Below are 19,017 nucleotides of genomic sequence, written 5' to 3'. Positions count from 1 at the left end.
TAGTGATCCATTCTACAGCAATAATCGAACCTGGCGCTAAACTAGGCAACAATGTCTCAGTTGGTCCGTATAGTTATATTGGCAATGATGTTGTTATCGGTGATAACTGTATTATTGAGTCTCACGTTGTTGTTAAAGGGCCGTCAACTATTGGCTCTGGCAATCATATTTTTCAGTTTGCGTCTGTGGGCGAAGCCTGCCAAGACAAAAAATACAACAACGAGCCAACCACATTAATCATGGGTGATAACAACGTTATCCGTGAATGTGCCACTATTCACCGTGGTACGATTCAAGACCAAGGTGTTACTAAAATTGGTAGTAATAATTTGTTTATGGCTTATACACACGTTGCACATGACGCGGTAATTGGCGATAACGTAATTTTTGCTAACAACGCAAGTGTGGCCGGCCATGTACATGTTGGTGACTGGGTTATCCTTGGTGGTAATTCGGGTGTTCATCAGTTTTGTAAAATTGGTGCACATGCCTTTATTGGTATGTATTCAGGTGTTAACAAAGATGTACCACCATTTGTTACTACCATTGGTATGCCAGCAGGCCCTGCAGCTATCAATAAAGAAGGCATGAAGCGTCGTGGTTTCGAAAGTGATGAAATTATGGCTGTACGACGTGCATACAAAGCATTTTATCGTAAAAGCTTAGGTGCTGAAGAAGCTATTGAGTCGCTTAGTGAGGATGCCGCAAAGTATCCTGCTGTGAAATTGATGGTCGACTTTGTTAAAAAATCAGAGCGCGGCATTGTAAGATAATTACAGGCTTTGCTTTAAGCATTAAAAAAACCACCCTAGATGATAAATCGAAGGTGGTTTTTTATTGCCCTGCTTTAAGCTAATTCAGTTAATACTCAGGGTAATTGAGTTAGTATGCGGGTAATTTATATAATAAAAGCCGTCCTATGCGTTTACCTAAGTTAGTAGTCACTCTTTTTATTACTTCAGTTTTAGCCGCTTGTAGTAGCCAGCCTATTGTTAAATCATCTGCTGGAGAAATCACTCAAGTTGGGAAAGCATCTTTTTATGCTGATAAATACCACGGAAGAACAACCGCCAACGGAGAGCGCTTTAGCCAACAAGCCGCCACGGCAGCCCATTTAGAATTCGATTTTGGTACTACGGTGGTTGTTACTAATCTAGCCAATAACAAATCAGTCACGGTAAGAATTAACGATAGAGGCCCGTATGTGCGAGGTCGTATTATTGATTTATCAAAAAGTATGTTTAAAAAGATAGCCGACCCTAAGGTCGGCGTTATTGATGTATCAGTAAAGGTTTTAAAACCGGGTAGTTAGCGCAACATAACCAGGATAAGCCCCACTGAGCTCTTTATGAGAGCCTTGTGCGACTACTTTACCGCCTTCTAACCATACAACATTATCCATTTGAGCAAGTAGAGCAGGATCGTGTGTAATTGTGAGCACGCTCGCGTTATTCATAACATGCATTATTGCTTGCATTACCCCTTGCTTAGACTGATTATCAAGACCTTCTGTTGGTTCATCAAGAACTAAAATAGCCGGGCTTTTAAGTAATGCTTGTGCAATAGCTATACGTCTAGACTGACCTTGCGACACATTACGCCCGCCAGTGCCTAATCGTGTTTTTAAACCTTCTTTTAGCTCATTAAACCACGGGCTTAATTGCGCTAACGAGAGCGCTTCAATCATTTGCTCTTTAGTTGCATTTGGCGCGGCATAACGTAAATTTTCACTCAGTGTGCCATCAAAAATATGGTGTTGCTGGGCTAATATATTTATCACACTTGCGCGTATATCATTATTTAACGAGTGTAAGTTAACAACGCTATTTTGATTATTTAGCGTTATGCTGCCTTGTTGTAAAGGCCATAAACCAGTCAGTAAATTTACAAGCGTTGTTTTACCGCTTCCGCTTCTACCTACAATCGCTACTTTTTGCTGGGGCATTAACTCAAAACTGATATTAGTAAGCGCTGTTTGCTCACCATATTGGTAGCTAATATTGTTAAGTGCTAACGTGTGGTTTTGCGAGCTAAAGCTTTTATCAACGTCTACATGTGTATCTTTAACTTGTGAGCTAGCGGCTTTATCTTCAAGTGTAAACAATCGCTCTGCTGCTTTTAAAACACTTGGAAGCTCTATAAACGCGTTAGGTAGTAGCAATACGCTTTCAAAGCTTGCCAGTACAAACAGGCTTAACATAGCAAGTTCTACATTTACCATACTGCTTGCGTAAACCAGCGGGACAATGGTTACTATGCTAGCAAGCATCGCTAATTGAACAACCAACAAGCTTAACCCATCTGAGTTTGCTAGTGCTTTGTGGCGAATAAATAATTGCTGATTGTACTGCTCGCTTAATTCGTCGCACTTATTAAGCTGCTGCGAACGGGCTTGATAAATACTAAGCTCTCTAAGGCCTGTAAGTGTATCTGAAAGCTCAGAGCGAAGTTGTGCACTAAGTTGTGTTTCTTTGTGGCTGTTTTTAGTGAGCTTTGCGCTGAGTAGGGCAGGTATAACAACACCAATAAGTATAATGCCAGTAAAGCAAATAAGGGCGACGTTGCCATTATAGGCCGACATAAACAGCATGATGATTGGCACACTTAAAAGAGCGACTAGCATAGGAAGTAAAACGTTTAAATAAAACTTGTCGAGTGCGTCTACATCGTTTTGTAATCGGTTAACTAGATCAGCACTGCGGCTCATTGCTAAATCAACATTGTTAAGCTTACTTAACGTTGCAAATACATTGGTACGTATTTCACTTAGTAATAAAAACGTGGCGTTATGAGTAACTAGGCGTTCGCCATAGCGCGATGCAGTTCGTACAATTGCTAAAAACCGAATCGTTCCTGCTGGAGTAAAGTAGTTCATTTGCACGCCCGCAAGACCTGCAGCCGCCATTGACGCTAAAAACCAGCCAGAAATAGCCAACAAGCCCACATTAGCTAATACCGTAATCGTTGCTAAAAATGTACCCAATAGCATAGCTTTATAATGAGGAGCACAAAGCTTTAATAAGCGAATAAAATTATGCATGCGCAACCCCTTGTTTAGCCGTTTTTAGTAAGTTAGCAAATGCACCATTTTGCGCTGCAAGTGTTTCAAAGTGACCTTGCTCAGCTATTTTCCCATCGTGCATAACAATGATATTGCTGGCATGTTTAACGGTATTTAATCGATGAGCAATGACTAATACTAAGTTGTTTTTAGCATATTCATTAATAGCATCTTGAATAAGCAGCTCTGTTTGGCTATCAAGGTGCGCTGTAGGCTCATCAAGCACTAAAACTGGTGCTTGTTTGATGAATGCACGTGCGAGTGCGATGCGTTGCTTTTGTCCGCCAGAAAGCCCTTCCCCTTGCTCACCTATCAGTGTGTTAAAACCATCGGGTAGGGTATTTATAAATTCAAGCACACCAGCTTGCTTTGCTGCATGTTCAAGCTGTTGCTGTGTGGCAGTTGGTTTGGCCAATTTAATGTTGGCAGCAATGGTGTCGTAAAACAGCGTCGCTTTTTGTGGTATCCATGCAATGTTATTTTGCAGGTAAGTAATATCGGTTGTGCTTAAACTCTGCCCGTTAATAGATAGGTGGTTTATCACCTCAGGATGAAACCCTAATAGGCAATCAAACAACGTACTTTTACCTGAGCCACTACTGCCCACAACGGCAATTAAGCCTTTATTTGGCAGTGTTAAATTTATATTTTTAATGCCTTCGTTACTATCTGGGTATATAAAATTAAGGTCGGTAATACTTATGGAGTTAATTGCATTTAAAGTTAAATTGTTTTCAGGTGAGCTTGTAGTCACTGACGCATTTTCGTCACTTGGCAGTGGTGCATTTAAAATCGCAACCATATCGGCAGCGGCACTAATGCCTTGTAAACGTGCATGGTAATGGCTACCTAGCTGGCGCAGTGGTAAATAAAATTCAGGCGCTAAAAGTAGCACCACAAAGCCAGTAGCAAAATCAAGAGTGCCAAAAAACAGTCTAAAACCAATAATTACTGCGACTAATGCCACGCTAATGGTGGCTAAAAACTCAAGTGCAAATGATGATAAAAACGCGATTTTTAAAACATCGAGTGTAGCGTGTCTAAAATCATCTGAAATTTTAGCTATTTGTTTAAGCTCGGTACGTGTTGCATTAAATAGCTTGAGTTGAGTTAAACCTTGTACGCGGTCAAAAAAGTAATTGCCCAGTACAGAAAGTTGCTTCCAGCGTTTTTGGTTTAAAGCTTCGGCTTTTGAGCCTACTAAAATCATGAAAAAAGGAATGAGCGGGGCAGTTAATAAAAATATCAGCCCAGCTTTATAATCTGTCGGAAAAATAACAACCAATATTGCCAGCGGAATAAGCGCGCTGTAAGCAGCACCAGGTAGGTATTTAGCATAATAGTCGTGGAGTGCTTCTACGCCATTATGTAGGGTATTTAATGTAGCGCCTTGGCCGTGTTGTTCTATATAGCTTGGGCCAAGTAAGCTGAGCTTATTTAGAAGTGTTTGGCGCATAGCCGATTTTATTTTAAGTGCAGCATATGCACTCAAGCGTTCGCTTAATGCTAAAAACACCGCGCGCAATAAAATAATGCCTGCTAAGGGCCATAATAAATGAGTAACTTGGGCTAAATTATTACCTTCAAACATAACGTTGTGAATAGTTTGCGCAAGTAAATAAGCACCTGCAATCATCAGTAATGCATTAAAAGTACCCAGCGCAATGCTTAATTTTAACCACACTGCGGCGGGTTTACTTTGACGCTTTAAAAAAGCGCGCAGTGATTGCTGCTGCGCGCGATCTGGTCGGGGGTTAGTCGTCATCTTTTGTGTTGTTAGCATCGTTTAATAAATCGTGCATGGCTTGTTCATCATCAGCAATGCTGTTTTTATTTTGATGAAATTCGTACCACATTACATTTATTACACCTAAGGTACAGGCCAAAAGTACACCTAAAATCCAAGCGAAATACCACATAGTTTAGTCTCCTTAGTAGCTACCGTGAGTGTTGTTTTCAATTTCTTCAACCGTTACTCTGCGCCACATTTTTACATAACACCAGGTGGTGTAAGTTAAAATAAGTGGAACAAAAATACACACTGCAACAAACATTACATTGAGCGTTTTATGGCTCGATACCGCATCCCAAATTGTTAAGCTAATATTTGGATTGTTGCTTGATGGCATAATAAATGGGAACAGTGAAACACCGGCCGTCATAATCACGCCAATTAACATTAAGCTTGTTGAAATAAGTCCAAGTGCTGGTTTGTTCAATTTAGAAAACAATAGCGCACTTAGTGCCATTACAAACGCTAAAATAGGAAAGGTCATAGTCCATGGGCGTTCACTGTAATTGCTAAGCCACGCGCCTTGGGCTGTTGTTACTACTTTAGCTAATGGATCTGCATGACTTTGTGTATCAGGCATCGATACAATTTGGTAACCCGTTAAATTAGCAACCCAAAAACCAGCGCCTGCAAACAGTATAATAAACACAATCAGTGAATAACGACCATATTGGCCCGAGCGATCTGCTACTGCATCAGCTGTACGAAGCTGTAACCACATACCAGCATGAGCAATTAGCATAGTGATACTCACTAAGCCAGCAAGTAAACCAAACGGGTTAAGTAAACCAAAAAATGAACCTTGGTAGCTAACGCGCATTAGATTATCAATATTAAATGGTACGCCTAAAAATAAGTTACCAAATGCAACACCAAAAACTAATGCTGGAATTGCGCTGCCTGCAAGCAAGCCCCAATCCCAGTTATTACGCCAGCGTTTTGAGTCTACTTTACTGCGGTAATCAAACCCTAGTGGTCTAAAAAATAGAGCAAAGAGTACTAGCATCATGGCAAAGTAAAAGCCCGAAAATGCAGCTGCATAAACCATAGGCCACGCTGCAAATAACGCGCCGCCTGCGGTAATAAACCATACTTGGTTACCATCCCAGTGTGGACCAATGGTATTAATTACCGTACGGCGCTCTGAATCTGTTTTACCAACTAGGCGAAGCAACATAGCAACGCCCATATCCATGCCATCGGTAATAGCAAAGCCAATAAGCAGCACACCAATGATCAACCACCAAAGCATTTTTAATGTTTCATAATCAAAAATCATGATTGCTCTCCTTCAGTTTGATCAGTTTTATTTGGCAATTCAAAATGATATTTACCAGTATGTAGCGAGCTTGGTCCTTGCTTAACAAAGCGGATCATCAACCAACCTTCAACAATGGCTAAACCAGTATAGAAAACAATAAATCCAGTTAAGCTAATTAAAATATCGTTTACTGTTAGTGACGACGTGGCTAAAAAGGTCGGCAGTATTTCAGATATAGCCCAAGGTTGACGTCCATACTCAGCAACTATCCAGCCAAATTCAATCGCTATCCAAGGTAGTGGAATGCTTAATACGGCAGCCCATAACAACCAGCGCTTTTGCTCAATAACGCGATGTGCGTTGTAGTAAAATGCCAATATAAATACACCCAACATGGCTACACCACAGGCAACCATAATCCTAAATGACCAAAACATAGGGCCTACTTTAGGGAAAGAGTCTTTAACGGCTTTTTGAATGTGCTCTTCGGTAGCATCTACAACATCAGGTGTGTATCGCTTAAGTAGCAAGCCATAACCTAAATCATCTTTTAGGGTATTAAACTTAGCAATATTTTCTGGCGTATCTTCACCGTTTCTGAGTTTTGTAAGGTATTCATAAGCAATCATACCGTTGCGAATACGTACTTCGTGTTGTTTTTCTAGGTCGTTAATACCCGTTACTTGCTCATCAAGTGAACGCGTAGCAATTAACCCAAGTGCGTAAGGTATTTTAACCGCAGCATGTGTTACTTGCTCTTCTGAATCAGGAAAACCAAATGCGGTAAACGCAGCCGGAGCCTCTTCTGTGTGCCATTCAGCTTCAATCGTAGCAAGTTTTACTTTTTGAACTTCGCCTACTTCGTAACCTGATTCGTCACCGAGTAAAATTACACATAAAATTGATGCTAAACCAAAGCCCGATGCGACCGAAAAAGAACGTTTAGCAAACGCTAAATCACGACCTTTTAATATGTACCAACTACTTATGCCCAGTACAAACATAGATGCAGCTACATAACCTGCCGATACGGTATGAATAAACTTAACTTGTGCTACAGGATTAAACACAAGCTCAGCAAAGCTGGTCATTTCCATGCGCATGGTTTGATAGTTAAATTCAGCACCTACTGGGTTTTGCATCCAACCGTTGGCAATCAAAATCCACAGTGCCGACATGTTAGTACCAATGGCCATTAAAAAGGTTGCACCTAAATGTTGGCGTTTAGAGAGTCTGTCCCAGCCTAAAAAGAACATACCTACAAAGGTCGATTCTAAAAAGAATGCCATTAAACCTTCAATAGCCAGGGGAGCCCCAAAAACATCACCCACGTAATGGGAGTAATAAGACCAGTTAGTACCAAACTCAAATTCCATGGTAAGGCCTGTCGCCACACCAATTGCAAAGTTAATACCAAACAATTTTCCCCAAAACTTAGTCATATCACGATAAATTTCGCGACCGGTCATAACATAAACCGATTCCATAATAACTAAAATCCAGGTCATACCTATCGTTAACGGTACGAATAAGAAATGAAAGAGAGCGGTAACAGCAAACTGTAATCGCGATAGATCCACAAAGGTTTCATCTATCATTATTGGCTCCTTGAGAGTGACGGATTAACAGGGCAACATTTAATTGGCAAAGTTAAGGTTTAATAAACTTTCAGTAATTACTGAAAGTTTGTAATAGTATTTACTTTTGTGCAATTTTTGTCAACATACATATTAGTAAAACTTAATATATATTTCCTATGCTACATCAGTATTAAAAACAAACAACATAAAGCCTTAACTTACGTGATAAAAAACCAGTTATTTAAAGCGTTTAACCAAACAGTAAAACACGGTAAACTAACAAGCATGAACGCCTGGTTTACTTGTGAAATAAAATCAAATGAATAAAGATAAAAAACAACTACGAATTGGTATTGTGGCAGGTGAACTGTCGGGCGATATTTTAGGTGAAGGTTTAATTAAAGCCCTTAAAAAACATTTTCCGGACGCTATTTTTGAAGGAATAGCAGGACCTAAAATGCAAGCGCAGGGCTGTAAAACACTTTACGACATGGATGAGCTTTCGGTAATGGGGCTTGTTGAGGTGCTAGGGCGTCTACCGCGTTTGCTTAAAATACGTAAACAACTCGTGCAGCATTTTGTAGATAACCCACCTGATGTATTTATTGGTATTGATGCACCCGATTTTAACTTACGCGTTGAAAAGCCACTTAAAGATGCGGGCATTAAAACAGTACAGTATGTAAGTCCATCTGTTTGGGCGTGGCGCGAAAAGCGTATACATACAATAAGTGCAGCCACTAACTTAGTGCTTGCGTTACTGCCATTTGAAAAAGAGTTTTACGATAAACACCAAGTGCCATGTACATTTGTAGGACATACCTTGGCTGACGATATAGCACTTGAGCACGACGATACTAAAGCACGTGCAGAACTCGGCTTAAGCCTTGATGACAAAGTACTGGCGCTGCTACCTGGTAGTCGAGGCTCAGAAGTTGGTTTACTAAGCGAAACTTACATTAAAACAGCTGCAGAGTTGCAAGCTAAAAATCCCAATCTTAAAGTTGTGGTGCCATTGGTTAACGAAAAACGCAAAGCGCAGTTTACTGCTATTTTAAACGCTACCGCGCCAAACCTTAATGTTAACCTGCTTGATGGACAATCAAAATTAGCGATGCAAGCCGCCGATGCTATTTTATTAGCGTCGGGAACCGCAACACTTGAAGGCATGCTTTATAAAAAGCCAATGGTAGTGGGCTATAAAATAAAGCCTTTGAGCTATTGGATATTTAAAACTTTATTTACGTTTAATATTAAGTATTTTTCGTTGCCTAACTTATTAGCAGACGAAGAGCTAGTGCCTGAGTTTTTACAAAGTGAGTGTAATGTGGCTAATTTAACAAATGCGCTTACTCCTATGCTCAACACTGATAACAAAGAGCTAAAAGCACGCTTTTTAGCTATTCACGAAAAAATTAGATTAAATGCCAGCGAACAAGCAGCCAACGCTGTGGCGGAGTTAATAAATGCAAATTGATAGACCTAATGTATCCTTAATTGCCGGTGTAGATGAAGTAGGGCGCGGCCCGCTTGTTGGTGATGTAGTTACTGCCGCCGTCATTTTAGATCCCACTAAACCAATTGCTGGCTTAGCGGATTCTAAAAAATTAACAGATAAAAAACGCCAAGCACTTGCGATTGAAATAAAAGAAAAAGCATTGTGTTATGCCTATGGGCGCTGCAATCCAACAGAAATTGATGAGTTAAATATTCTGCACGCGACTATGCTTGCCATGACCCGTGCAGTAGAGGCATTAAGTACGCAACCTGAATTTGTATTTATAGATGGTAACCGCTTACCTAAACTCACTATGCCCGCGCAAGCTATTGTTAAAGGCGATAGCTTAGTGGCAGAAATTTCAGCGGCGTCTATTTTAGCTAAAGTAGCACGTGATGACGAAATGATTGAACTTGATAAACGCCACCCTGAATATGGTTTTGCAGGGCACAAAGGGTATCCAACAAAAGCACATTTTGCAGCGCTTGAGCAGTACGGCGCGATTGATGAGCATCGTAAAAGCTTTAAACCTGTGCAGCGTGTATTGGCGCAAGCCAATGGTGAGGGTTAAGCATGGCTGCTCCTGATTTTGTTCATTTAAGAGTTCATTCAGATTTTTCGATGGTTGACGGCCTTGCTAAAACAAAGCCAATAGTTGCTAAAGCGCAAGAGCTGCAAATGCCCGCTATTGCGATTACCGATCAAATGAACTTTTGTGGCTTAGTGCGTTTTTACGGCGCAACACATAACGCCGGTATTAAGCCTATTGTGGGTGCTGACTTTTGGGTTCGTAGCCCAGAATTTCCTGACGAGCCAAGCCGCTTAACCATATTAGCCAAAGACAACGACGGCTATAAAAATATTACCTTATTAATATCAAAAGCGTATCAACGTGGGCATGTGTTTCATCGCCCAGTGATTGACCGAGAATGGCTGGTGGAGCATAAAACGGGCTTAATTATTCTCTCGGGCGCTAAAGATGGTGACTTAGGTAAAGCGTTATTAAAAAATAATCCAAGTGTTATTGAATCGGTAGTTAGCTTTTACAAGCAGCATTTTAGCGATAACTACTACCTTGAGCTTGTTCGCACTAACCGACCGCTTGAAGAAGACTACTTACACATGGCGGTAGAGCTTGCTACCAAAGAGCAGTTACCTGTTGTAGCAACCAACGAAGTAGTGTTTTTAAAGCCTGAAAACTTTGAAGCGCACGAAATTCGCGTTGCTATTTTTGATGGTTACACGCTTGACGATAAACGCAGGCCTAAACGATTCTCTGAAGAACAATACCTAAAAACATCAGAGCAAATGGCTGAGCTGTTTAGCGACATTCCAGAAGCCCTACAAAACACAGTAGAAATAGCTAAACGTTGTAATGTAACGGTTCAGCTAGGGACTTACTTTTTACCTGATTACCCAACTGGCTCACTCAAGATTGATGAGTTTTTAGTTAAAGTGTCAGAAGATGGTCTTGAAGAGCGATTACAGTTTTTATTCCCCGACGAAGAAGAGCGAAAAGTAAAACGTGTTGAATACGATGAGCGACTTGATATAGAGCTTGGCGTAATTAACCAAATGGGATTCCCAGGTTACTTCTTAATCGTAATGGAGTTTATTCAGTGGAGTAAAGATAACAATATTCCGGTTGGGCCTGGTCGTGGTTCAGGTGCAGGTTCGTTAGTTGCATACGCCCTTAAAATTACCGATTTGGATCCACTTGAATTCGACTTGCTTTTTGAGCGATTTTTGAATCCAGAACGTGTATCAATGCCCGATTTCGACGTCGATTTCTGTATGGATAGACGAGACGAAGTAATTGATCACGTGTCGGCTTTGTATGGGCGAAATGCCGTATCGCAAATTATTACCTTTGGTACCATGGCTGCAAAAGCGGTAATACGCGATGTAGGGCGAGTGCTTGGGCACCCTTACGGGTTTGTTGATCGTATTTCAAAAATGATTCCAGGCGATCCTGGGATGACACTTGCTAAAGCGTTTGATATAGAACCGCGCTTGCAAGAAGCCTACGATGGCGATAACGAAGTAAAAGATTTAATCGACATGTGTCGCATCCTAGAAGGGTGTACACGTAACGCCGGCAAACATGCGGGTGGCGTAGTAATATCGCCAACCACTATTACCGACTTTGCTGCACTTTATTGCGATGACGAAGGTAAGTTTCCGGTCACACAGTTTGATAAAAACGACGTAGAAACTGCAGGCTTAGTTAAGTTCGATTTCTTGGGTTTACGTACACTGACTATATTGCAGTGGGCGGTCGAAATGACCAACGTGCGCATGGAGCGCCAAGGTAAAGACCTCGTTGATATAAATACCATCCCACTGGATGATAAAAAAAGTATTGAATTGCTACTTCGCGCCGAAACGACCGCTGTATTCCAGCTAGAGTCGCGCGGTATGAAAGACTTAGTACGCCGACTTAAGCCCGACTGCTTTGAAGATATGATTGCACTCGTGGCCTTGTTCCGACCAGGTCCGCTGCAATCAGGCATGGTAGATAACTTTATCGACCGAAAACTGGGCCGCGAAGAAATCTCATACCCAGATGCGCAGTATCAGCACGAAAGCTTAAAACCAATACTTGATCCAACGTACGGCATTATCTTGTATCAAGAACAAGTAATGCAAATTGCGCAAGTACTAGCAGGTTACACGCTAGGTGGCGCCGACATGCTGCGTCGTGCAATGGGTAAGAAAAAACCCGAAGAAATGGCAAAGCAGCGTTCAACGTTTGAAGATGGCGCAAGAAATAACGGCATTGACGGCGAACTCGCAATAAAAATCTTCGACTTGGTAGAAAAGTTCGCAGGTTACGGTTTTAATAAATCTCACTCGGCGGCGTATGCACTTGTTTCGTATCAAACGCTGTGGATGAAAACGCATCATCCTGCAGAGTTTATGGCTGCGGTAATGTCGGCTGATATGGATAACACCGACAAAATCGTTATTTTGGTGGATGAATGTGAAAACATGAAGCTCACCTTATTGCCGCCAGATGTGAATGCAGGTGAGTTTAAGTTTACAGTAAACTTGCAAGGCGAGATTGTTTACGGCATTGGCGCGATAAAAGGCGTAGGTGAAGCACCGGTTGATGCAATATTAGAAGCGCGTGCAAAAGGGGGCCCATTTAAAGATTTATTTGATTTTTGTGCCCGAGTTGATTTAAAACGCTTAAATAAACGCGTGACCGAAAAATTAATTTATTCAGGTGCACTCGATAATTTAGGGCCAGAAAAAACCCAAGCTGGCCGTGCTACATTACTAGCTAGTTTAAAAAGTGCAATGCGGGCAGCCGACCAACACAACAAAGCTGAGCTATTAGGGCAAAGTGATTTGTTTGGTTTATTAGCCACTGAGCCTGATGAAGTAGAACAAGCCTTTATTAAAGCCACAGGCCTAACTGATAACGAATGGTTAGATGGTGAAAAAGAAACCCTAGGCCTTTATTTAACTGGGCATCCGATAAATCAGTACCGCCGTGAGCTTAGGCATTATACCAGCGGGAAAATAGTTGATTTACAGCCAACGAACCGCGATGTATTTGCAACAGCCGCAGGTTTGGTGATTGCTTCTAGGGTATTAATTAACAAAAAAGGAAATCGTTGGGCCTTAGTAACTTTAGATGACAAGAGTGCACGGATTGATGTACGCTTGTATTCAGACGAGTTTGAAAAGTACCAAGATATGCTCCAAGTTAACAATATCTTGGTAATATCTGGACAGGTCAGCTTTGATAACTTCTCCGGTGGTATTACAATGACCGCCAGAGAAATAAACACCATTGCTCAAGCGCGTGAAAAGCGTATTAAAGCGATTAAAATGACGCTGAACATGGTGCAAGTCGAGGCAGGTTTCTTCGATAAATTACAAAAAGTACTCGAACCCTATAAAATGGGAACGTGTCCGATCAAGGTTTATTACCAACGTCCAGATGCGTTGGCGCAATTAACTCTTGGGATCGAATGGTGTGTTACGCCAAGTGACGACTTAATTCATAAGTTATCACTAATGGCTGCGCAAGATGTAGAACTAGAATTTAACTGATTAGGTAGTTTAGAGCATGAGCCTCAATTATCTTGATTTTGAGCTTCCAATTGCAGAATTAGAAGCAAAAATTGAAGAATTACAAAATATAAGCCGCGCTGGCGAATTAGACCTTGAGTTAGAAGAGGAAGTCAGCAAATTAAAAGAAAAAAGTGCCAAACAAAAACAGGAGATTTTTTCTAATTTAGGCGCTTGGCAAGTATCACAGTTAGCACGTCATCCGTTGCGTCCTTACACTCGAGATTATATCGAGCGCATTTTCACGGAATTTGACGAGTTTGCTGGCGATCGTACTTTTGCTAACGATCCGGCTATTTTAGGAGGCGTTGCGCGTTTAGATGGCGAACCAGTAATGGTTATTGGCCAACAAAAAGGCCGTGACACTGCTGAAAAAATTAAACGCAACTTTGGTATGCCAAAGCCAGAAGGTTACCGTAAAGCATTACGCTTAATGGAAATGGCTGAGCGTTTTAAAATGCCAATCATGACCTTTATCGACACGCCGGGTGCATACCCAGGTGTTGGCGCTGAAGAACGTGGTCAATCTGAAGCAATCGCGCGTAACTTAAAAGTAATGGCGACACTTAAAGTGCCGACAATATGTACGGTTATTGGTGAAGGCGGTTCAGGTGGTGCATTAGCGATTGGTGTTGGCGACAGAGTTAACATGTTGCAATACAGCACTTACTCTGTAATTTCGCCTGAAGGTTGTGCGTCTATTCTTTGGAAAAGCGCCGACAAAGCACCACTTGCAGCAGAAGCAATGGGTGTAACCGCAGAGCGAGTTAAAGAACTAGATTTAATCAGTAACTTAATTGATGAACCTCTAGGTGGCGCGCACCGCAATTACGATGCTATGGCACGTAACTTAAAAGTTCGCCTTAAACGTGACTTAGCAGACCTACAAGCGCTTACGCTTGAAGAAATGCTTGATCAACGTTACAAACGTTTAATGTCGTTTGGTTATTGCTAAACACATTAAATGTTAAAAAAAGCCGCTTATGCGGCTTTTTTGCTTTAAAATGTTCAGAGTTTTTATATAAAAGTGCGCCCATATGCATACATCAGCAATTTATCAGCAATTAAAAAAATCATTAAATAGCTATATTGAGCAAGGTAACACCGCTTTTACAGTGGCGCTTTCTGGTGGCGTTGATTCTGTGGTGTTGTTGCATTTAATGCGCACTTTAAAAGTAGATAACCCTGCAATTAATGTATCGGCTATTTATGTCCACCATGGCTTGAGCCAGTATGCTGATGACTGGCAACACTTTTGCAAAAACGTATGCATTGAGCTTAATGTGCCTTTTGAAGCTGCGAAAGTTGTAATTGAGCAGCAGTCGCGCACAAGTCTTGAAGCCCAAGCACGCGACGCCCGTTATAAAGCACTTGATGAACTAAGCCCACAAGGCAGCATTATTTTACTGGGCCAACACTTAAACGATCAAGTAGAAACGTTTTTATTGCGCTTAAAGCGTGGCTCAGGTTTAAAAGGGCTTGGTTCTATGTATAAAGAGCGCTTGCTGCAAAGTGGGCGTATATGTTTTAGACCATTGCTAAATGTAGCTCGCAGCGATATAGAAGCGTTTGCAACGCAGTTTAGTATTAGCCACATAACCGATGACTCTAATACAGATGAAAGTTTTGATCGTAACTTTTTACGCTCAAAAATAGTACCTGTGTTAGCTGAGCGCTTTAATGGGTTTGAACAATGCACTGCACGAAGTATTGAGCTACTACAGCAGCAACAAACATTACTTGATGAATATACTCAGCTTGATTTAAATAAGTGTATTAACGAGCATCAAGCACTTTGCATTGGCCAGATAAGCGAATACAGCGCAGCGCGCATTGCAAATATAGTACGTGCGTGGCTTGCATTATTTACACAAGTGATGCCATCGCAAAAGCAGCTCGAGCAAATTATTAATCAAGCAATGTGCGCAAAAAACGATGCACAAATGCGTATTGATTTGCTCGATGGGCAAATACGTCGTCATCAAGGTTATTTGTATTTTGTAACACCAAGTGAAGTATTAACAGATATTGAGCTGAATCATTCACAGCTAAAACTGGCAGACGGGCGCTTATTAATTAAAAGCACCGGTTGCGGAGTAAGACCTCCACACGCTAATGAGCAAGTAGTAGTGCGCTTTGATTGCAATAGTGCACGCATTAAACCACTTAAAAAGCCTGGTAGTAATACAGTTAAGCATTGGTTTAAAGATGCAAAAATAGCGCCCTGGCTTCGCGCCAGTGTGCCGCTTATTTTTTATAATGATGAATTAGTTCAAGTGGTTGGTTATTTTATAAGTGCTAAACATATTGATGAAAATGGTATTTTTTGGGAGTGTAAATAAATGAGTAAACAGCCGCATGTTGGTTTGTCGTTAGTTACTAAAGCGCCAGTGGGTATGCTAATAACGGCCGTTATAGCTATTATTGCTAATATTTTACTTGAGCTAAATATAGTTACGCTAGGTTATGCAGTTGCGGGTGGAATTGTATCTGCAGTGCTTTTATTAGCTTATTGGTTAGGTAAAGGTGGATTGTTTTTTATTTTAGGCGTGAGCCTGCCACTGCTTTTAGTATTATTTACACCGCTTGCTACTATTACCGCATTACTTAATTTAATTAGCGGATTCTTTTTTGGTTTTTGTGCCGCGTTGTTTATTTATAAATTGGTAAGTGCAAAGCCTAGCGGGGGAAGCTAGGCTTTTTATTTAATGCAGTTAAGTAAAGACTAATATGCTTTTGCGCAGTTTCTACCAGATGCTTTTGCTTTGTATAAACCTTTATCGGCGCGAGCAAATATTTCAGTTTCGCTGTCTTGGCTGTTAGCTAAAGTAAAACCAATACTGGTTGTAACTTTATACTTAGACATTAGGGGCGATTTTCTTACTAAGCACATTATCCGCTCAGCAATCACTTTATTCGTTGTAAACTCAGGGTCTTCAATAAGTAAAGCAAACTCATCACCACCAAATCTAAATACCGAATCAGTGCCGCGTATGCTGCTACACAGTACTTTTGAAAACTCTTTAAGTGTATCGTCACCAATTTTATGGCCAAAGTTGTCGTTAACTTGTTTGAAATTATCTAAATCAAGCAGCATTAAACTAAATGGACGCTGGTAACGACGGCAGTTTTCAAGCTTTTGTAGTAAAAAGTCATTAAACTGACTACGGTTATTTAAGCCTGTTAACGCATCTTTTGTGGCAAGTTTTAATACTCGGCTATACATCATCGCATTACGAAGTGGATAAACCAGCGCAGTATGCAAAGTATGTAGCTTTTTCTCAATGGCTTGACCAAGCGGGAATTTACTAAAATAAATTAGTTGCCCTAAGTGTTCTTTACCAATCGCCAAATCAAAAATATAGGGTGTACTATTTGTATCACTCTGTGATGTTTGTGTAGTTCCCAGTGTTGACTGAAACTGTAAACCAGAGAAATTTAACAATTGTTTTGTAAATTTTGCGTATATAGCTAAAACATCCTCAATCACTAAGCTAGTTTGTAGCTCTGTAACGAGTTTATGTGTTTCTGTTATTTCATTTGTTGGCGAATGTTCAGCCGAAAACGGCAAAAAATCACCGCGACCAGACACACGCTGCGTCAAAATATGGACGTTTTCCATTAAATTCTCCCCCGAGGGTGTTACTTTGCAATTACTAAGCGATTTTTGTGCCATATTTTAAAACTGGCTGAAAAACAGAAGGTTGCTATATTTAAAGTAAGTCCCTTGGTTTAATTGACGCGTGAGGCCGAATTTGCAGAGTATTAACGTTCAAATTTTTGGCTTGCTAGTGGCAGCAGTTCTTTTTGTGTGGTTTTTTAAACGCATTGGCTTGCCGCCTATTTTGGCGTACCTAGCAACGGGGGTTTTAGCCGGTAGTCATGGTATTGGTTGGTTAGCGCAATCTCATGAAATAGAGTTTGTAGCAGAGCTTGGAATTGTGTTTTTGTTATTTAGTTTGGGGTTAGAATTTTCTATCTCGCGGCTAATGGCAATGCGAAGCCTAGTATTTGGGCTGGGCTCGTTACAAGTAGGTATAACCAGCTTACTCTTCATTATTATTTTATATTGTTTAGACTTTTCCCTACTCACCAGTTTTACCATTGGTACAATTATGGCGCTTTCTTCTACGGCTGTAGTGGTTAAGCTATTAAAAGAAACGGGTGAGCTTAATCAGCGCCGTGGGCAATTGGCCGTTGGTGTACTGCTTTTTCAAGATATTGCTGTTGTTCCTCTATTAATAATACTTCCTTTATTTGCATCAAGCGACTCTCAAAGTATTGGTTGGGCTTTAGCGTTTGCTCTAAGTAAGGGCGCATTTGTATGCGTGCTTCTTTGGGCAATTGGTAAATGGTTATTGCCCATTGTGTTTAAAGAAATAGCGCAAGTACGAACCGATGAGTTGTTTGTGCTTACCACTATATTAGTCGCCTTATTTGCGGGCTTTTTAACGTATATGTTTGGCTTGTCTATGGCATTGGGCGCTTTTTTAGCGGGAATGATGTTAGGTGAGAGCCATTACAGGCATCAGTTAGAGGCCGATATACGTCCATTTCGTGATATTTTAATGGGGCTGTTTTTTGTAACTGTGGGTATGCAGTTGGATATTTTATTTGTACTGGCGCATATAGTAATAATTATTGGCGCATTGCTTGGGTTACTCGTATTAAAAATTACAGTAGTAGCACTTAGTGCGCGGCTAATGCATGAGCGAAACCAAGACTCGCTCGCCTGTGGCATTATGCTGTGGCAAATGGGGGAGTTTGGTTTTGTACTTATCGCACTTGCTGGCCAGCATCAGCTACTAAACTCAGAGCAAGCTTCATTTTTAATTGCCCTTGGTGTGTTATCAATGGCATTTACACCATTTTTGATTGATAAAACGCCATTTATTTTGAAGCGTTTGGGTATACTCGATCGCCCTAGTTTAGCGCTGGAGAGTGAGCCACAAAGTAGTACACTTTATAGTGACCATGTTGTTATTTGTGGTTTTTCGCGTGTTGGGCAAACTATAGCGCGTTTTTTAAAGCCCGAAGCAATAGACTACGTTGCCATTGAAAGTAACCCAATTTTAGTACAAGAAGGCAAAGCGGCAGGTGAGCCTGTTATATTTGGCTATGTTAAACAAAAAGATATTTTAAAGTGCGCAGGAGTAGAGCGAGCTCGCTTGGTTATTATTACTTTTACAGAGCTTGATCACGCACAAGTTGTTATTGATGCCATAAAACAAATAGCGCCCAACGTTAAAATACTTATTCGTACTCGTGACGATAGCCAGTTAGATTATTTAAAAGGGCTAGGCGTAACCGAAGTAGTGCCAGAGTCGTTAGAGGCGAGCTTAATGCTCGTGTCGCATGTGTTGTCTATGTCGGGCGTACCGATGACGCGTATTGTGCGTAGAGTAAGTAAAGAACGTCGTAATCGTTATCCGTTAATGCAAAGCTTTTACTCAGGGTATTTTAAAGATAGCGAAGATGCCTCAAGTGAACGATTAGAATACTTACATGTTGTAGCGCTACCTCAGCAAGCTTATGCCGTGGGTAAAACAATTGAAGATCTTAATTTAGAAAAGCGGCAAGTGCTCGTAAAAGCACTGCGCAGAGAAGGAGCCGAAATAGATACGCCATCAGCGCAAACAACATTATTGGCTAATGACGTTTTAGTATTACAAGGTAAACCAAGGCGTGTTGAGCGGGTAGAGCACTATCTGCTCGACGGAATCGAATAGTGACTTAGATTAA

Annotated in this window: 15 protein-coding genes; 9 read left to right on the top strand and 6 right to left on the bottom strand. The window is 41.0% G+C overall.

Going from position 1 to position 19,017, the window contains the following annotated elements; all coding sequences use genetic code 11:
• Positions 1–2: 2 nt before the first annotated feature.
• Both lpxA and I6F43_RS13105 read left to right on the top strand, forming a co-directional pair.
• Positions 3–773 carry an acyl-ACP--UDP-N-acetylglucosamine O-acyltransferase gene (gene lpxA / locus I6F43_RS13110; protein ID WP_197102717.1) on the top strand — a complete coding sequence of 257 codons (771 nt, stop codon included), beginning with the start codon at positions 3–5 and terminating at the stop codon, positions 771–773.
• 146 nt (positions 774–919) lie between these two features.
• Positions 920–1,312: a septal ring lytic transglycosylase RlpA family protein gene (locus I6F43_RS13105; RefSeq protein ID WP_010553743.1), complete on the top strand. Its 393-nt coding sequence runs from the start codon at positions 920–922 to the stop codon at positions 1,310–1,312.
• Here I6F43_RS13105 and cydC read toward each other — a convergent pair.
• Genes cydC through I6F43_RS13080 form a run of 5 tightly spaced genes read right to left on the bottom strand, consistent with a single transcriptional unit; the run spans position 1,295 to position 7,712 of the window.
• The gene (gene cydC, locus I6F43_RS13100; protein WP_197102715.1) at positions 1,295–3,040 is read right to left on the bottom strand and encodes a thiol reductant ABC exporter subunit CydC; all 1,746 of its coding nucleotides are present in this window, start codon (positions 3,038–3,040) and stop codon (positions 1,295–1,297) included. The genes I6F43_RS13105 and cydC overlap by 18 nt on opposite strands.
• On the bottom strand, positions 3,033–4,826 hold the full coding sequence (gene cydD, locus I6F43_RS13095) for a thiol reductant ABC exporter subunit CydD (protein WP_197102713.1): 1,794 nt from the start codon (positions 4,824–4,826) through the stop codon (positions 3,033–3,035). Before cydD ends, cydC begins: the two co-directional genes overlap by 8 nt.
• A complete protein-coding gene (gene cydX / locus I6F43_RS13090; RefSeq protein WP_002958303.1) occupies positions 4,816–4,980 on the bottom strand; it encodes a cytochrome bd-I oxidase subunit CydX in 165 nt (54 codons plus the stop codon). Before cydX ends, cydD begins: the two co-directional genes overlap by 11 nt.
• 12 nt (positions 4,981–4,992) lie before the next feature.
• Entirely contained in the window at positions 4,993–6,132 is a 1,140-nt protein-coding gene (gene cydB, locus I6F43_RS13085; RefSeq protein ID WP_010553740.1) for a cytochrome d ubiquinol oxidase subunit II, read from the bottom strand.
• The gene (locus tag I6F43_RS13080) at positions 6,129–7,712 is read right to left on the bottom strand and encodes a cytochrome ubiquinol oxidase subunit I (protein ID WP_024608695.1); all 1,584 of its coding nucleotides are present in this window, start codon (positions 7,710–7,712) and stop codon (positions 6,129–6,131) included. The genes cydB and I6F43_RS13080 overlap by 4 nt, the downstream gene beginning before the upstream one ends.
• 301 nt (positions 7,713–8,013) lie before the next feature.
• On the opposite strand from I6F43_RS13080, the gene lpxB reads away from it, so the two are divergent.
• The 6 genes from lpxB to I6F43_RS13050 all read left to right on the top strand — a co-directional run bounded on the left by lpxB (position 8,014) and on the right by I6F43_RS13050 (position 15,971).
• The gene (lpxB, locus tag I6F43_RS13075; protein ID WP_165735657.1) at positions 8,014–9,171 is read left to right on the top strand and encodes a lipid-A-disaccharide synthase; all 1,158 of its coding nucleotides are present in this window, start codon (positions 8,014–8,016) and stop codon (positions 9,169–9,171) included.
• Positions 9,161–9,763: a ribonuclease HII gene (rnhB, locus tag I6F43_RS13070; RefSeq protein WP_010553737.1), complete on the top strand. Its 603-nt coding sequence runs from the start codon at positions 9,161–9,163 to the stop codon at positions 9,761–9,763. The genes lpxB and rnhB overlap by 11 nt, the downstream gene beginning before the upstream one ends.
• A gap of 2 nt (positions 9,764–9,765) precedes the next feature.
• The gene (gene dnaE, locus I6F43_RS13065) at positions 9,766–13,257 is read left to right on the top strand and encodes a DNA polymerase III subunit alpha (RefSeq protein WP_010553736.1); all 3,492 of its coding nucleotides are present in this window, start codon (positions 9,766–9,768) and stop codon (positions 13,255–13,257) included.
• A 16-nt stretch (positions 13,258–13,273) separates the two neighbouring features.
• Positions 13,274–14,230 carry an acetyl-CoA carboxylase carboxyl transferase subunit alpha gene (accA, locus tag I6F43_RS13060; RefSeq protein WP_007581016.1) on the top strand — a complete coding sequence of 319 codons (957 nt, stop codon included), beginning with the start codon at positions 13,274–13,276 and terminating at the stop codon, positions 14,228–14,230.
• A gap of 82 nt (positions 14,231–14,312) precedes the next feature.
• Complete coding sequence (gene tilS / locus I6F43_RS13055; protein ID WP_197102710.1) at positions 14,313–15,617, top strand: tRNA lysidine(34) synthetase TilS; 1,305 nt, start codon at positions 14,313–14,315, stop codon at positions 15,615–15,617.
• Positions 15,618–15,971: a hypothetical protein gene (locus I6F43_RS13050; protein ID WP_010553734.1), complete on the top strand. Its 354-nt coding sequence runs from the start codon at positions 15,618–15,620 to the stop codon at positions 15,969–15,971.
• Between the two features lie 29 nt (positions 15,972–16,000).
• Here the strand turns inward: I6F43_RS13050 and I6F43_RS13045 are convergent, their stop codons facing one another.
• Complete coding sequence (locus I6F43_RS13045; RefSeq protein WP_024590733.1) at positions 16,001–16,897, bottom strand: GGDEF domain-containing protein; 897 nt, start codon at positions 16,895–16,897, stop codon at positions 16,001–16,003.
• Between the two features lie 133 nt (positions 16,898–17,030).
• Between I6F43_RS13045 and I6F43_RS13040 the strand changes: the two genes are divergently transcribed.
• A complete protein-coding gene (locus I6F43_RS13040; protein ID WP_197102701.1) occupies positions 17,031–19,004 on the top strand; it encodes a monovalent cation:proton antiporter-2 (CPA2) family protein in 1,974 nt (657 codons plus the stop codon).
• Positions 19,005–19,017 lie beyond the last annotated feature (13 nt).

It is taken from the genome of Pseudoalteromonas sp. NZS71_1 (genome assembly GCF_015864305.1).
GTDB lineage: Bacteria > Pseudomonadota > Gammaproteobacteria > Enterobacterales > Alteromonadaceae > Pseudoalteromonas > Pseudoalteromonas arctica.
Note: the sequence above shows the minus strand (reverse complement) of the source record. Positions and strands in the feature narration are given on the sequence as shown.

Bases quoted from the DNA above. Each gene is read 5' to 3' on its own strand.
- I6F43_RS13105 (WP_010553743.1), top strand. From the start codon at position 920: ATGCGTTTACCTAAGTTAGTAGTCACTCTTTTTATTACTTCAGTTTTA.
- dnaE (WP_010553736.1), top strand. From the start codon at position 9,766: ATGGCTGCTCCTGATTTTGTTCATTTAAGAGTTCATTCAGATTTTTCG.
- I6F43_RS13045 (WP_024590733.1), bottom strand. From the start codon at position 16,897: ATGGAAAACGTCCATATTTTGACGCAGCGTGTGTCTGGTCGCGGTGAT.
- cydX (WP_002958303.1), bottom strand. From the start codon at position 4,980: ATGTGGTATTTCGCTTGGATTTTAGGTGTACTTTTGGCCTGTACCTTA.
- cydB (WP_010553740.1), bottom strand. From the start codon at position 6,132: ATGATTTTTGATTATGAAACATTAAAAATGCTTTGGTGGTTGATCATT.
- rnhB (WP_010553737.1), top strand. From the start codon at position 9,161: ATGCAAATTGATAGACCTAATGTATCCTTAATTGCCGGTGTAGATGAA.
- lpxB (WP_165735657.1), top strand. From the start codon at position 8,014: ATGAATAAAGATAAAAAACAACTACGAATTGGTATTGTGGCAGGTGAA.
- tilS (WP_197102710.1), top strand. From the start codon at position 14,313: ATGCATACATCAGCAATTTATCAGCAATTAAAAAAATCATTAAATAGC.
- accA (WP_007581016.1), top strand. From the start codon at position 13,274: ATGAGCCTCAATTATCTTGATTTTGAGCTTCCAATTGCAGAATTAGAA.
- cydC (WP_197102715.1), bottom strand. From the start codon at position 3,040: ATGCATAATTTTATTCGCTTATTAAAGCTTTGTGCTCCTCATTATAAA.
- cydD (WP_197102713.1), bottom strand. From the start codon at position 4,826: ATGACGACTAACCCCCGACCAGATCGCGCGCAGCAGCAATCACTGCGC.
- I6F43_RS13050 (WP_010553734.1), top strand. From the start codon at position 15,618: ATGAGTAAACAGCCGCATGTTGGTTTGTCGTTAGTTACTAAAGCGCCA.
- I6F43_RS13080 (WP_024608695.1), bottom strand. From the start codon at position 7,712: ATGATAGATGAAACCTTTGTGGATCTATCGCGATTACAGTTTGCTGTT.